Source organism: Streptomyces marokkonensis (assembly GCF_039539045.1).
In the GTDB taxonomy this organism is placed as follows: domain Bacteria; phylum Actinomycetota; class Actinomycetes; order Streptomycetales; family Streptomycetaceae; genus Streptomyces; species Streptomyces marokkonensis.
Genome location: NZ_BAABCQ010000006.1, coordinates 25,910 through 39,503 on the forward strand (window position 1 = coordinate 25,910; position 13,594 = coordinate 39,503).

Genomic DNA, 13,594 nt, shown 5'->3' on the forward strand with positions numbered 1-13,594 from the left:
CGTGTGAAGAAGGTGTGCGGGGTGGATGGCAGGACGCCGATGCCCCTGTCCCTGAGCCCACCCCCTGCCGTAGGTTCGACGCAGATGAGAGATACACCCGCCCACAGGGGACTGTGGGCGGATCTCAGGCCGGGGCTTCCCCAGCTTCGACCTGGTCGTGCCTCGCGCACACAACCGGAACCCGAGGGTTCCGGGTCTCCTCACCGATCGGACGGTCGCCCGCCCCAGACCCCCCGGGGCGCGCGGCGTTCAGGTCGGAACGGCCGTTCCGGCACCCGGGACGGTGGTTCACCGTAGGGCCGGCACACTCCCCCCCCTTGTGCCGGCCCTACGGTGTCTCTCCTCGGCGGGCCTGCGAAGCTGGGCGTCATGCCGGTCTCCCCTCCTCGCACGCTCCCCGCTCCCGTCGGGCTGTCCCTTCTCGTACGGCTGTGCGTTCTCGTCGGGCTGCCCGTCCTCCTCTTCGCGCTGATCACCTGGCAGGTCGTCGCCGACGGCCCGCTGATCGGGGTGGACGAGCGGCTGAGCAGGGCGCTCGTCCACCCGGACCGGCTCTCCGAGCTGCTGGCCGACCTCGGCAACGTGCAGGTGGCGGTGCCGGTCCTCGCCCTCGCGCTGGCGTACGTCGCGTGGCACGGGCGCGCCCGTGGTGCGGACCGCTGGTGGCTGCCGCCGCTCGCCGGGGCGCTGGCGATGCTCCTGGTGCCGGCGCTGGTCGCCCCGCTGAAGGCGTGGACCGACCGCCCGGGCACCCCGGCCGTCCCTCCGGCCGTCGGCTACTACCCCTCCGGCCACACCGCCACCGCGCTCGTCGCGTACGGCGCGGCGACACTGCTCCTCCTTTCGGTGCCGAGGTCGCCGGCCGTCCGCCGTGTGCTCGTCGCGCTCTGCGCGGTCCTCGTGCTCGGCGCCTCCTACGGGCTGGTGCGCCGGGGCTACCACTGGCCGCTGGACGTGGTGGCGAGCTGGTGCCTGGGGGCGGTGCTGCTGACCGGCGTCGCGCTGGTGGCCGGGCACGGCGCCCCGCCGGTCAGCCGAAGTACGCGTCGAAGTTCTTCTGGAACTCCCAGTCCGAGTACCGGTCCCAGTTGATCGACCACGTCATCAGGCCGCGCAGGGCGGGCCAGGTGCCGTGGGTCGCGTAGGAGCCGCAGTCGGTCTTCCTGGTCAGGCAGTTCAGGGCCTTGTTGACCTCGGCCGGCGAGACGTGCCCGTTGCCGGCGTTGGTGGAGGCGGGCATGCCGATCGCGACCTGGTCGGGGCGCAGCGGCGGGAAGACGTTGTTCGCGTCGCCGGCGACCGGGAAACCGGTGAGGAGCATGTCCGTCATCGCGATTTGACATCCTCCACCTCTTGGAAGAGGGGGATTCCAACCCAGGTGGGTTGAGGTTCACGGGCGCTCGAACGGCTGATGGCCACTGGCACCCCTCCGGCACCGGCTGCACGCCGGGGGCGGGAAATCCCGCCCTGTCCTGCCGCGACATTGACTGCTGCGTTCTCATCGGCGTTGCAGGCGAACCCGCAGGACACGCAGACGAACTCGGCTTGGCTCTTGCGCGAGTTCTTCTCGATCCATCCGCAGGCGCTGCACCGCAGGGAGGCGGGAACGTCCTCGACCCGGCCGGACGCCTTTTCGGCGGTACGACGGCGTAACAGGCCCCATCCCTGGGCCAGGATCACCCGGTTCAACCCGGCCTTCTGCCGAACTTGCGTGCCGGGCCGCTCAGTCGTCCCCTTCGCGAAAGCGGTCATGTTCCTGACGTTCAGCTTCTCGAACCGCACCAAGCCGTAAGTGCGGGCAAGCATCGTCGAGGTCTTCTCGCACCAGTCCTTGCGCCGGTCCGCCTCCCGGGCTTTCAGCTTTGCAACTTTCGCGTTCTCGGCTCGCCTGCGATCGCTGCCCTTGGGCACGCGGGCCGCGCGCCGCTGGTGCTTGCGGATCTGCGCGCGCTCCCGAGTGCTCAGCTGCGGGCAGTTCAACCGCCGCCCGTCCGACAGGGCGGCGGTAATGGTCACGCCCCGGTCGATGCCGATGACCGTGTCCGCGCCGGGCGCCGTAAGCGGCTCCGGGATCACGGCAAAGGCGATGTGCCACTGATCATTGCGAAACGTGATCCGAAAGGTCTTCGCCGAGGGCAACTTGCGCCGAGTGAGACGAAAACGAACCCAGCCGCAGCCTGGCACCTTCACCTGCGCCCAGCGCCGATTCACCTTCTGCACCACCACCGACCGGGCCATGACCTGCCGGCCTGTCTTGGCGTTCACCTTCGGCGTACCGTCCGGCTCACGCTCAGGGACACGGTCAGTACCGATTACCCGGAAACCCTCATGCACGAGCTTCTTTCGCCAGCTAGGAGCACCGAACCCAGACGCGAACTTGGCGTTCTTGGCCCTATCGAAATCCCGCAACGCCCGCTGCTGCACATCCGCGTTCCCCGCTCGAAGCCACGCATTGTCCCGGCGAGCCTCAGTGAGCTGGCGGCACTGCTCCACGAAGCCCGGCGCGGACTTCCGTCCCGGCCACCAGTGCGTGTGCTGCTCGACAGCCAGGTTCCACACGTACCGGGCGTGCGCGCAGTGTCCGAGCATGACGCCCGCCTGCTCCCTCGTCGGGTACATCCGGAAACGCGACATACCGACGACCTTGTGTTCCCTTCCCCGTTCCCCCAGTGAATACGGTTGACCTCACCCGAACGAGTGGCCGACGCCGCTGTCACCGAACCAGCCGCTCCTCCAACCGGCCTGGCCACATACCGTCCCAACCTCGAATGCCCCTCGTCTCTTGCGGAGCTCGGCTCACCCCTCGTTCTCCCCCACCGCGAGAGCCGCCGCCGCCTCGTGCATGGCGAGTTCCAGAAGTGCCGGGTCGGTGAGGGTTCCGGTCCCGTCCGGCGGGATCAGCCAGCGGACCCCGCCGGACGCCCCCCTCGCCGAGTACGCCGGGACCCCCGGGTGCGGCACCACGATCCGGGTCCCGAGTCCGACCGTGCGGACACCGGTGCCCAGCCAGCGGGCCGCCGTGCCGGCCGGCACGAGGAAACCCGTGCGCGCGTCGCCGGAGTCGGCGAGCACCGGGCCGGGTCGGTCCAGGACGCGGGAGAGCACGTCGAGGGTCGTACGGCCGAGCCTGCCCGGCAGGACGAGCACGTCCCAGGCCCTGCCGGCGGGCAGCAGCGCGAGCCCCAGTGGGTCGCGCTCCCATTCCCGCAGGCAGGACTCGGGATCCGGTGCGACGGATGCCAGCCACGCGACCGCCGTCTTGGCACCAGGCATGGAGGACCTCCCTTTCACTCGTGTGGACGCGGGATGCGTCGTCACGAAGGAGAGGGAGGTCTCCGGCGGGCATTACGCGGGTTGAGCGGCTCGCCGTAGTGAGCCGGGTCACACGCCCGCGTGTGCGGTACGCGGCTCAGCTGTCGAAGCCCAGCCCCAGCCTGTCCATCGTCCGCAGCCACAGGTTGCGGCGGCCGCCGTGCGCGTCCGCGCGGGCCAGCGACCACTTGGTGAGCGCGATGCCGGTCCAGGCGAAGGGCTCGGGCGGGAAGGGCAGGGGCTTCCTGCGGACCATCCGCAGTTCGGTGCGCTCGGTGCGCTCACCCGACAGCAGGTCGAGCATCACCTCGGCGCCGAACCGGGTCGCGCCCACGCCGAGGCCGGTGTACCCGGCGGCGTAGGCGACCTTCCCCTGGTGCGCGGTGCCGAAGAACGCCGAGAAGCGGGAGCAGGTGTCGATCGCGCCGCCCCAGGCGTGCGTGAAGCGGACGCCCTCCAACTGCGGGAAGCAGGTGAAGAAGTGCCCGGCGAGCTTGGCGTAGGTCTCCGGGCGGTCGTCGTACTCGGCGCGCACCCGGCCGCCGTACGGGTAGATCGCGTCGTAGCCGCCCCACAGGACGCGGTTGTCGGCGGAGAGCCGGAAGTAGTGGAACTGGTTGGCGCTGTCGCCGAGACCCTGGCGGTTGCGCCAGCCGACCGAGGCCAGCTGCTCCGCGGTGAGCGGCTCGGTCATCAGGGCGTAGTCGTAGACGGGGACGGTGTACGAGCGAACTCGCTTGACCAGGCTCGGGAAGATGTTGGTGCCGAGCGCGACCGTGCGGGCGCGGACCCCGCCGTACGGGGTGCGTACGGCCATGCCCGCGCCGTACGGCCGCAGGGTGAGCGCCGGGGTGTTCTCGTGGACGCGGACACCGAGGGCGAGGCAGGCACGTTTGAGGTTCCAGGCGAGCTTGGCGGGGTTGACCATGGCCACGCCCCGGTGGTCGTACAGGCCGGCCCGGAAGGTCGGGGAGTCGACCTGCTCCCGTACGGCCTCGGCGTCCAGGTACTCGACGCCGTCGGCGAGGCCCTCGGCGCGGATCTCCTCGTACCAGCCCTTGAGCTCCCGGGCCTGGTAGGGCTCGGTGGCGACGTCGATCTCGCCGGTGCGCTCGAAGTCGCAGTCCAGGTCGTGGCGGGCGACCGCCGCCTCGATCCCGTCGAGGTTGCGGGCGCCCAGCTCCTGAAGCCGGTGGATCTCGTCGGGCCAGCGGGCGAGGCCGTTGGACAGGCCGTGGGTGAGGGAGGCGGCACAGAAGCCGCCGTTACGTCCGGAGGCGGCCCAGCCCACCTCGCGGCCCTCCAGCAGGACCACGTCCCGCCCCGGGTCGCGCTCCTTGGCGATCAGCGCGGTCCACAGTCCGCTGTAGCCGCCGCCGACGACCAGCAGATCGCAGGTGTCGGCGCCGGTCAGGGCGGGCTGGGGGCGGGGACGGCCGGGGTCGTCCAGCCAGTACGGGACCGGCTGGGCGTCGGAAAGGGATTTCGTCCAGTCGTTGCTGCGGCTCATGGCGCTCGGGGCCATGATTTCAACTCCCTACGAATGCGGGTACGAGACGCACTACGCCTTGCGGCGGTTTCGGCGGTTGCCGATGACCATGGAGGCCAGAACGAACAGCACGGCGATCACGAACATGGCCGTACCGACGACGTTGATCTGAACGGGCGTGCCACGCTGGGCCGATCCCCAGACGAACATGGGGAAGGTGACGGTGGAGCCCGCGTTGAAATTGGTGATGATGAAATCGTCGAAGGAGAGCGCGAAGGCGAGCAGCGCGCCGGCGGCGATTCCGGGGGCGGCGATGGGAAGCGTGACCCGGACGAAGGTCTGGAAGGGGCCTGCGTACAGGTCCTGCGCCGCCTGCTCCAGCCGCGGGTCCATCGACAGCACGCGCGCCTTGACCGCCGTCACGACGAAGCTGAGGCAGAACATGATGTGGGCGATCAGGACCGTCCAGAAGCCCAGCTGAGCGCCCATGTTGAGGAACAGGGTGAGCAGCGAGGCGGCCATCACGACCTCGGGCATCGCCATCGGCAGGAAGATCAGCGAGTTGATCGCGCCGCGCGCCCGGAAGCGGTAGCGGACCAGTGCGAAGGCGATCGCGGTGCCCAGCGCCGTGGCGCCGAGCGTCGCCCAGAGGGCGATCCGGAGGCTGAGCGACAGGGACCCGCACAGTCCCGCGACACCGCACGGGTCCTTCCAGGCGTCCGTGGAGAACTGCTGCCACGCGTAGTTGAAGCGCCCGTTCGGTTTGTTGAACGAGAACACCGTGACGACGACGTTGGGCAACAGGAGGTACGCGAGCGTCAGCAGTCCGGCGAGGACGACCAGATTGCGCTTGAACCAGTTGACGAAGGCCATTCAGACCAGATCCTCCGTGCCGGACTTGCGGATGTAGACGGTGACCATGGCGAGAATCGCGGCCATCAGGACGAAGGAGAGCGCCGCCGCCGTCGGATAGTCGAGCACCCGCAGGAACTGCGACTGGATCACGTTTCCGATCATGCCGGTATCGGCCGAGCCCAGCAGGGAGGCGTTGACGTAGTCGCCGGTCGCCGGGATGAAGGTCAGCAGTGTCCCGGAGACGACGCCCGGCATCGACAGCGGGAAGGTGACCTTGCGGAAGACCGTGGACGGCTTCGCGTACAGGTCGCCCGCCGCCTCGTGCAGCCGTCCGTCGATGCGCTCCAGTGACGTGTACAGCGGCAGGATCATGAAGGGGAGGAAGTTGTACGTCAGCCCGCACACCACCGCGAGCGGTGTGGCCAGCACCCGGTCGCCGGCCGTCCAGCCGAGCCAACTGGTGACGTCCAGGACGTGCAGCGTGTTCAGGGCGCCGACGACCGGGCCGCCGTCCGCGAGGATCGTCTTCCAGGCCAGGGTGCGGATCAGGAAGCTGGTGAAGAACGGCGCGATCACCAGGATCATGATCAGGTTGCGCCAGCGGCCCGCCCGGAAGGCGATCAGGTAGGCGAGCGGATAGCCGAGCAGCAGGCACAGCACGGTCGCGGAGGCCGCGTAGGCGACCGAGCGCAGGAACTGCGGCCAGTACTCGGACACCGCGTCCCAGTAGGTCACGAAGTGCCAGGTGACCTTGTAGCCCTCCTCCAGCGAACCCGTCTGGACGGACGTGGAGGCCTGGTAGAGCATCGGCGCGGCGAAGAAGACGAGCAGCCACAGGATGCCGGGCAGCAGCAGCCAGTACGGCGTCCAGCGGCCCCGCCCGCGCGGTGGCTTCTTCTCCGACGCGGCCGGGGAGAGCGGCGGCGGCGCCTCGGTGAGGGTGGACATCAGGCGGCCTCGCCCTCGGCCACACCGGCGTCGATGGCCTGGGCCGCGTCGAGGCCGAAGGTGTGCGCGGGGTTCCAGTGCAGGACGACGTCGGCGCCGGGCGCGAGGCGGGCGTCGCGGTCGATGTTCTGGGCGTACACCTCGAACTCGGGGCAGGCCGCGCAGTCCACGACGTACTGCGTGGAGACTCCGATGAAACTGGTGCTGCGGATCCTGCCGGTGATGCGGTTGCGGCCCTCGGGAAGGGAGCCGGCGTCGTCCGCGTGGGTGAGGCTGATCTTCTCCGGGCGTATGCCGACCAGTACCCTGCCGCCCGCCTCGGCCGGCGCGGAACAGCGGGCGCCGGGCAGGACCAGCTTGTCGCCGGCCGCCTTCACCACGACGTCGTCGCCGCTGCGGGTGTCGACCTCGGCCTCGATCAGGTTGGAGGTGCCCAGGAAGTTGGCGACGAACGTGGTGCGCGGGTTCTCGTACAGGTCGGCGGGTGCGCCCAGTTGCTCGACGCGTCCGGCGTTCATCACGGCGACCTGGTCGGCCATCGTCATGGCCTCCTCCTGGTCGTGCGTGACGTGCACGAAGGTGATGCCGACCTCGGTCTGGATGCGTTTGAGTTCCAGCTGCATCTGGCGGCGCAGCTTGAGGTCGAGGGCGCCGAGCGGTTCGTCGAGGAGGAGCACCTCGGGGTGGTTGATCAGGGCGCGGGCGAGGGCGACGCGCTGCTGCTGGCCGCCGGAGAGCTGGTGCGGCTTCTTGCGTGCCTGCTCGCCCAGCTGGACGAGGTCGAGCATCTCCCCGACCTGCTTCCTGACCGACTTGATGCCGCGCCGGCGCAGGCCGAAGGCGACGTTCTCGAAGATGTCGAGGTGCGGGAAGAGGGCGTAGGACTGGAAAACCGTGTTCACCGGCCGTTTGTACGGCGGGAGGGCGGTCACGTCCCGGTCGCCGAGGTGGACGGTGCCCCCGCTGGGCTCCTCCAGACCGGCGATCATGCGCAAGGTCGTCGTCTTGCCGCAGCCGGAGGCGCCGAGCAGGGCGAAGAAGGAGCCCCGGGGCACGGTCAGGTCGAGCGGGTGCACGGCGGTGAAGGAGCCGTAGGTCTTGCTGATGCCGGCGAGGCGGACGTCGCCGCCGCGGTCCGTCGCGTCGGTGCGGGCCTTCGTCGTATGCGTCGTCATCGTCGTCACGCCCCAGTGAGCTTCGCGAACTTCTCTTCGTAGGCCGTCTCTTCCTTCGCGCTCAGGGAGCGGAAGGAGTGGGACCCGGCCTGCATGGCCCGGTCGGGAATGATCAGCGGGTTGTTCGCCGCGTCCTCGTCGATCTTCGCAAGCTCGTCCTTCACACCGTCGACGGGACAGACGAAGTTGATGTAGGCGGCGAGTCGCGCGGCCGGGCCCGGCTCGTAGTAGTAGTCGATGAGCCGTTCGGCGTTCGTCTTGTGCCGCGCCTTGTTGGGCACCAGCATGTTGTCGCTGGACGTGATGTATCCGCTGTCCGGGATGACGAAGTCGACGTCCGGGTTGTCCGCCCTGAGCTGGACGACGTCACCGGCCCAGGCCAGGCAGGCCGCGAAGTCGCCCTTGCTGATGTCGGCGGTGTAGTCGTTGCCGGTGAAGCGGCGTATCTGGCCGCTGTCGACGCCCTTCTGGAGGCGGGCGATCGCCGCGTCGTAGTCGTCGTCCGAGAAGCGGGCGGGGTCCTTGCCTATGTCGAGCAGCATCATGCCGACGGTGTCGCGCATCTCGGTGAGGAAGCCGACGCGGCCCTTGAGTTCCGGGTTGTCGAGCAGGTCGGAGACCGAGGTGACCTCGATGCCGTCCAGCGCCTTCCTGTTGCAGGCGATGACGGCCGAGATGCCCTGCCAGGGGTAGCTGTAGGCGCGGCCCGGGTCCCAGTCGGGGTCGCGGAACTGGGACGACAGGTTGGCGAAGGCGTGCGGCAGGTTGGCCGGGTCCAGTTTCTGGACCCAGCCCAGGCGGATCAGCCGGGCGGCCAGCCAGTCGGTGAGCACGATGATGTCGCGGCCGGTCTCCTGGCCCGCGGCGAGCTGCGGCTGGATCTTGCCGAAGAACTCGCTGTTGTCGTTGATGTCCTCCGTGTACGTGACCTCGATGCCGGTCCGCCCGGTGAACGCCTCCAGCGTCGGGTGCCGCCGGCCGCTCTCGTCGACGTCCATGTACTCGGTCCAGTTGGAGAAGGAGACCTTCTTCTCCTTCGCCGACCGGTCCTGGGCCGACACGCCGCCCTCGGTCCTGCCGGCCGCCGGGATCCCGCAGGCGCTCAGCGTGCCGAGTGCGCCGGCCGCGAGCGCGCCGCCGGTGGAGGCGCGCAGCAGTGAGCGGCGGGTGAGGGCGGCCCTGCCGCTGGTGAGGCTGCGCCGCACGGCGGCCGCTCGGGCCGGGGACAGGCGGTCGGGCTCGTACTGCTCCATGCGCGTGGTTGCCCTTTCGGGTGGGTCGGCCGTGGTCGGCGGCCTGGCGTGATGGCTATCGGTCCCCGAAGACGGTGCGGTGCCAGTCCTTGGCCGCCACCCCGGTGTTGTCGAACATGACGTGCTTGACCTGCGTGTACTCCTCGAAGGAGTAGGCGGACATGTCCTTGCCGAAGCCGGACGCCTGGTATCCGCCGTGCGGCATCTCGCTGATGATCGGGACGTGGTCGTTGATCCACACGCAACCCGCCCTGATATCACGGGTGGCGCGGTTGGCCCGGTACACGTCCCGGCTCCAGGCGGAGGCGGCGAGCCCGTACGGCGTGTCGTTGGCCAGCCGGATGCCCTCGTCGTCGGTGTCGAAGGGCAGGACGACCAGGACCGGCCCGAAGATCTCGGACTGGACGACCTCGCTGTCCTGCGCGGCGTCGACGATGAGGGTGGGCCGGTAGTAGGCGCCGTCCTTCAGGTCGCCCCGCGGTGCCTCGCCGCCGGTCACCACGCGCGCGTAGGAGCGTGCCCGGTCGACGAAGCCGGCGACGCGGTCCCGCTGGACGTGGCTGACCAGCGGTCCGAGATCGGTGCCCGGCGCGAAGGGGTCGCCGAGGCGGACGGTGTCCATGAGGGCGGCGGTCTTCTCGACGAACGCCTCGTACAGGGGCCGCTGCACGTACGCGCGCGTGGCTGCCGTGCAGTCCTGGCCGGTGTTGATGAGCGCGCCCGCGACCGCGCCGTGGACGGCGGCGTCGAGGTCGGCGTCGTCGAAGACGAGGAAGGGCGCCTTGCCGCCCAGCTCCAGGTGCAGGCGCTTGACGGTGGCCGTGGCGACCTCGGCGACGCGTTTGCCGACGGCGGTGGAACCGGTGAAGGAGACCATCGCCACGTCGGGGTGGCCGACGAGGTGCTCGCCGGCCTCCCGACCGGTGCCGCCGACGATGTTGACCACACCGTCGGGGATGCCGGCCTCGGTCGCCGCCCGGGCGAACATCAGGGAGGTCAGCGGGGTGATCTCGGCGGGCTTCAGCACGATGGTGTTGCCCGCGGCGATCGCCGGGAGGATCTTCCAGGCGGCCATCTGGAGGGGGTAGTTCCAGGGCGCGACGGACCCGACGACACCGATCGGCTCGCGGCGGACGTACGAGGTGTGGTCGCCCGAGTACTCCCCCGCCGACTGCCCCTGCAGCAGGCGGGCGGCGCCGGCGAAGAAGGACGCGTTGTCGACCGTGCCCGGCACGTCGAACTCACGGGTCAGTTTCAGCGGCTTCCCGCACTGCAGGGACTCGGCGCGGGCGAAGTCCTCGGCACGCTCGGCGAGCACCTCGGCGAACCGGTGCAGGGCGTCGGAGCGCTCCCCCGGGGTGGCGCCCGCCCAGCCGGGGAAGGCCTCCCGGGCCGCGGCGACGGCCGCGTCGACGTCGTCCGCGCCGGCGAGCTCGTAGGTGAGGACGTCCTCACCGGTCGCCGGGTCGACGACGGTGTGTGCGCGCCCGGAGGTCCCCTTCGCCGGACGGCCCGCGATGTACTGGGCCCCGTCCGAGAAGCGGTCCTGGGCCCGGAACCGGTCCGGGGCAGCTGGGTTGATGTCGGCCGGATCGTGCATGTCGGCTCTCCTCGGTCTCCCCCGTGGCGGTCTCCCCGTGGCCGGGGGCCGGAGTGGCTCTGGCTCGATGTGAGTGCCGATCCTGGCAGAGCACCAGACCTCCAACAAGTGATTCCGTTGTTGCCATTTGGTTACGCGACGGAATCTGTCGACCAGGTGTCGAGTCGCCACGGAAAAGGACGGACGGAGTGTCAGTGGCGCGTGCCAGACTCGCGTGCATGGAGAGGACCACGGGGGAGACGGCCACGGGGGTGAGGACCACGACGGAGAGGACCACGGGGGCGACGGGGACCATCGACAGCAGGGAAGCGCTGATCGGGCGGGTCCGGGCCGGCGCGAGGGTCAAGTACCTCTTGTTCTGGGGGCACCGGCCGCTGCCGGACGGCCGGATCGGGCCGAGCTGTCTGAGTCAGTGGTGGCCGTCGCGGTTCACCGTGGCCGGGGTGGAGTACGCGACGGCCGAGCACTGGATGATGGCGGGCAAGGCCCGGCTCTTCGAGGACGCGGAGGCCGAGCGGCGGGTGCTGGCGGCGGATCACCCCGCCGCGGCGAAGAAGGCGGGGCGGCTGGTGCGCGGCTTCGACGAGGCGGTGTGGGAGCGGGAGCGGTTCCGGATCGTCGTCGAGGGCAGCGTCCACAAGTTCGCCTCGAACCCGGCGCTGCGCGCGTTCCTGCTGGGCACGGGGCGGGGGGAGCGGGACGAGGAAACCCCGGCCGAGGACGGGAGACCCCCGGCCGGTGGCGGGAGACTCCCGGCCGGTGGCGGGAGACTCCCGGCCGGTGGCGGGAGGGTGCTGGTGGAGGCGAGTCCCGTGGACCGGGTGTGGGGCATCGGCCTGGCCCCGGACGACGAGGCGGCGACGGACCCGGAGCGGTGGCGGGGCGCGAATCTGCTGGGGTTCGCACTGATGGCGGCACGGCAGAGGTTGCGCGAGAGCGGGTGAAGGGGCGACCCGGCGGGCGGTCCGGGGGCGGTCCGCTCCGTCAGTGGACCACGGAGACCGACACCGATTCGGAGGTGCCGTAGTAGGGGTCGTCGTACTCGGAGTCATCGTTGACCGAGACGATGATCGCGGCGGCGATCAGCGCGGTCACGGCGATGCCGAGGACGATGCCGATGATGCCCATGACGAAACCGGCCTGCGCCTGACCGTGGTTGTTGGCCTCGCCGCGTGCCGCCCTCCGGCGTCCCTTGACACCGAAGACCACGGCGAGAGTGCCGAGTACCAGGGAGACCACGCCGTACATGCAGAACAGGGAGCAGGCGAGGATGCCCAGCACCATCGCCGCGGTGCCCATGCCGTTCTGCGGCGGCAGCGGAAGGCCGGGCCAGCCGTAGCCCTGGGGGTAACCGGGATAGCCGTACCCACCGGGGGCGCCCGGCACGCCCGGACGGAAGGGACCACCCGGAGCGCCCAGAACACCCGGGCCACCCGGAAGACCCGGACCACCGGGCGCGACCGGCGGAGGCGGCACCCTGTCCGCGGGCGCGGCGTGGCCGGCGGGCGGCATCGACATGCCGCCGGTCGGTACCCCCGTGACCGTGACCTGGTCGTGCACGGACGGCGGTTGGCGCTGCCCGAACGGTCCGGCGTCGGCGGGCGGCCGGACCGGCTCCCACGGCTGCTGCGCGGCGGCACGGCCCTTGGCCGACGACGGCCCGTCCTCGGGGGGCGCCCATGGATCGTGTCCGCCGGCGGAGCCCTCACCCGGCTGTGCTGCGTCGGTCATGGTGTGTCCCCCTGGGTCGATCGTGCCCGTCATGCTACGGTCCCGGGCCGTCCGACGTGGGACCGGCCTACGATGATCCCCGAACCACCGATCAGCCGATCACCCGTGTCCCGTCGGCCCACGCCGGCCCGGGGCGCCGTTCCGGGGAGGAACCCATGCCAGAGCACCTCGTCGACCCCGACGTCCCGCGCGATCTGCACGCCTTCATCGCCGGTCTGCCGAAGGCCGAACTGCACGTCCACCACGTCGGCTCGGCCTCCCCGCGCATCGTCTCGGAACTGGCCGCACGCCACCCCGACTCCAAGGTCCCCACCGACCCCGAGGCCCTGGTCGACTACTTCCAGTTCACGGACTTCGCCCACTTCATCGACGTGTACCTGTCCGTCGTCGACCTGATCCGCACCCCGGAGGACGTCCGGCTGCTGACGTACGAGGTGGCCCGGGACATGGCCCGGCAGCAGGTGCGGTACGCCGAGCTGACCATCACGCCGTTCTCCTCCACCCGGCGGGGCATCGACGAGGGCGCCTTCATGGACGCGATCGAGGACGCCCGCAAGGCGGCCGAGGCCGAGTTCGGGACCGTACTGCGCTGGTGCTTCGACATCCCCGGCGAGGCCGGTCTGGAGTCCGCCGAGGAGACGACGCGGCTCGCCACCGACGACCGGGTACGCCCCGAGGGGCTGGTCTCCTTCGGGCTCGGCGGACCCGAGATCGGGGTCGGCCGCCCGCAGTTCAAGCCGTACTTCGACCAGGCGATCGCCGCCGGGCTGCACTCGGTGCCGCACGCCGGCGAGACCACCGGCCCGCAGACGGTCTGGGACGCTCTCACCCACCTGCGCGCCGAGCGCATCGGGCACGGCACCAGTTCGGCCCAGGATCCGAAGCTGCTGGCGCACCTCGCCGAGCACCGCATCCCGCTGGAGGTGTGCCCGACCTCGAACATCGCCACCCGCGCGGTGCGCACCCTGGACGAGCACCCGCTCAAGGAGTTCACCCGCGCCGGGGTCCTGGTGACCATCAACTCCGACGACCCGCCCATGTTCGGCACCGACCTCAACAACGAGTACGCCGTCGCCGCCCGGCTCCTCGGCCTCGACGAGCGCGGGCTCGCCGAGCTGGCGAAGAACGGGGTCGACTCGTCGTTCCTGGACGCGCCCGGCAAGGCACGGATCAGGGACGAGATCGACACGTACGCCGCAGCCTGGCTCTCCTCCTGAGACGGGACGCCACC

12 protein-coding genes and 1 pseudogene are annotated in these 13,594 nt (G+C 70.5%); 3 read left to right on the forward strand and 10 right to left on the reverse strand.

All coding sequences use genetic code 11. The features are described from left to right. Positions 1 to 369 precede the first annotated feature (369 nt). On the forward strand, positions 370 to 1,092 hold the full coding sequence (locus ABEA26_RS02525) for a phosphatase PAP2 family protein (protein WP_345588745.1): 723 nt from the start codon (positions 370 to 372) through the stop codon (positions 1,090 to 1,092). On the opposite strand, the pseudogene ABEA26_RS02530 reads toward ABEA26_RS02525, so the two are convergent. From ABEA26_RS02530 to ABEA26_RS02570, 9 genes and pseudogenes are all read right to left on the reverse strand, one after another. Continuing rightward, positions 1,031 to 1,351: pseudogene (locus ABEA26_RS02530) on the reverse strand (chitinase); the annotation flags it as partial. The gene ABEA26_RS02525 and the pseudogene ABEA26_RS02530 sit on opposite strands and share 62 nt — an antisense overlap. Further along, a complete protein-coding gene (locus tag ABEA26_RS02535; RefSeq protein ID WP_345588747.1) occupies positions 1,327 to 2,634 on the reverse strand; it encodes an RNA-guided endonuclease InsQ/TnpB family protein in 1,308 nt (435 codons plus the stop codon). The gene ABEA26_RS02535 and the pseudogene ABEA26_RS02530, both read right to left, overlap by 25 nt. A gap of 162 nt (positions 2,635 to 2,796) precedes the next feature. Beyond that, the gene (locus ABEA26_RS02540) at positions 2,797 to 3,273 is read right to left on the reverse strand and encodes a hypothetical protein (RefSeq protein WP_345588749.1); all 477 of its coding nucleotides are present in this window, start codon (positions 3,271 to 3,273) and stop codon (positions 2,797 to 2,799) included. Between the two features lie 136 nt (positions 3,274 to 3,409). Then, entirely contained in the window at positions 3,410 to 4,837 is a 1,428-nt protein-coding gene (locus ABEA26_RS02545; RefSeq protein WP_345588750.1) for an NAD(P)/FAD-dependent oxidoreductase, read from the reverse strand. Positions 4,838 to 4,873: 36 nt separating this feature from the next. Beyond that, positions 4,874 to 5,674: an ABC transporter permease gene (locus ABEA26_RS02550; protein ID WP_345588752.1), complete on the reverse strand. Its 801-nt coding sequence runs from the start codon at positions 5,672 to 5,674 to the stop codon at positions 4,874 to 4,876. After that, entirely contained in the window at positions 5,675 to 6,604 is a 930-nt protein-coding gene (locus ABEA26_RS02555; RefSeq protein WP_345588754.1) for an ABC transporter permease, read from the reverse strand. It lies immediately after the preceding gene. Continuing rightward, complete coding sequence (locus ABEA26_RS02560) at positions 6,604 to 7,779, reverse strand: ABC transporter ATP-binding protein (protein WP_345588756.1); 1,176 nt, start codon at positions 7,777 to 7,779, stop codon at positions 6,604 to 6,606. The genes ABEA26_RS02555 and ABEA26_RS02560 overlap by 1 nt, the downstream gene beginning before the upstream one ends. 5 nt (positions 7,780 to 7,784) lie before the next feature. Next, entirely contained in the window at positions 7,785 to 9,032 is a 1,248-nt protein-coding gene (locus ABEA26_RS02565; protein ID WP_345588758.1) for an ABC transporter substrate-binding protein, read from the reverse strand. 55 nt (positions 9,033 to 9,087) lie between these two features. Beyond that, positions 9,088 to 10,632 carry a gamma-aminobutyraldehyde dehydrogenase gene (locus tag ABEA26_RS02570; protein WP_345588759.1) on the reverse strand — a complete coding sequence of 515 codons (1,545 nt, stop codon included), beginning with the start codon at positions 10,630 to 10,632 and terminating at the stop codon, positions 9,088 to 9,090. A 218-nt stretch (positions 10,633 to 10,850) separates the two neighbouring features. Between ABEA26_RS02570 and ybiA the strand changes: the two genes are divergently transcribed. Next, the gene (ybiA, locus tag ABEA26_RS02575; RefSeq protein WP_345588760.1) at positions 10,851 to 11,576 is read left to right on the forward strand and encodes a riboflavin biosynthesis intermediates N-glycosidase; all 726 of its coding nucleotides are present in this window, start codon (positions 10,851 to 10,853) and stop codon (positions 11,574 to 11,576) included. Between the two features lie 40 nt (positions 11,577 to 11,616). On the opposite strand, the gene ABEA26_RS02580 is transcribed toward ybiA, so the two are convergent. Continuing rightward, complete coding sequence (locus ABEA26_RS02580; protein WP_345588761.1) at positions 11,617 to 12,363, reverse strand: DUF4190 domain-containing protein; 747 nt, start codon at positions 12,361 to 12,363, stop codon at positions 11,617 to 11,619. A 56-nt stretch (positions 12,364 to 12,419) separates the two neighbouring features. Here ABEA26_RS02580 and ABEA26_RS02585 point away from each other — a divergent pair, with 56 nt between their 5' ends. Then, complete coding sequence (locus ABEA26_RS02585) at positions 12,420 to 13,580, forward strand: adenosine deaminase (protein WP_345588762.1); 1,161 nt, start codon at positions 12,420 to 12,422, stop codon at positions 13,578 to 13,580. Positions 13,581 to 13,594 lie beyond the last annotated feature (14 nt).

What these genes read in the sequence shown, in the direction of transcription:
- ABEA26_RS02525 (WP_345588745.1), top strand. Translation starts at nt 370, where the DNA reads ATGCCGGTCTCCCCTCCTCGCACGCTCCCCGCTCCCGTCGGGCTGTCC.
- ABEA26_RS02535 (WP_345588747.1), bottom strand. Translation starts at nt 2,634, where the DNA reads ATGTCGCGTTTCCGGATGTACCCGACGAGGGAGCAGGCGGGCGTCATG.
- ABEA26_RS02540 (WP_345588749.1), bottom strand. Translation starts at nt 3,273, where the DNA reads ATGCCTGGTGCCAAGACGGCGGTCGCGTGGCTGGCATCCGTCGCACCG.
- ABEA26_RS02545 (WP_345588750.1), bottom strand. Translation starts at nt 4,837, where the DNA reads ATGGCCCCGAGCGCCATGAGCCGCAGCAACGACTGGACGAAATCCCTT.
- ABEA26_RS02550 (WP_345588752.1), bottom strand. Translation starts at nt 5,674, where the DNA reads ATGGCCTTCGTCAACTGGTTCAAGCGCAATCTGGTCGTCCTCGCCGGA.
- ABEA26_RS02555 (WP_345588754.1), bottom strand. Translation starts at nt 6,604, where the DNA reads ATGTCCACCCTCACCGAGGCGCCGCCGCCGCTCTCCCCGGCCGCGTCG.
- ABEA26_RS02560 (WP_345588756.1), bottom strand. Translation starts at nt 7,779, where the DNA reads ATGACGACGCATACGACGAAGGCCCGCACCGACGCGACGGACCGCGGC.
- ABEA26_RS02565 (WP_345588758.1), bottom strand. Translation starts at nt 9,032, where the DNA reads ATGGAGCAGTACGAGCCCGACCGCCTGTCCCCGGCCCGAGCGGCCGCC.
- ABEA26_RS02570 (WP_345588759.1), bottom strand. Translation starts at nt 10,632, where the DNA reads ATGCACGATCCGGCCGACATCAACCCAGCTGCCCCGGACCGGTTCCGG.
- ybiA (WP_345588760.1), top strand. Translation starts at nt 10,851, where the DNA reads ATGGAGAGGACCACGGGGGAGACGGCCACGGGGGTGAGGACCACGACG.
- ABEA26_RS02580 (WP_345588761.1), bottom strand. Translation starts at nt 12,363, where the DNA reads ATGACCGACGCAGCACAGCCGGGTGAGGGCTCCGCCGGCGGACACGAT.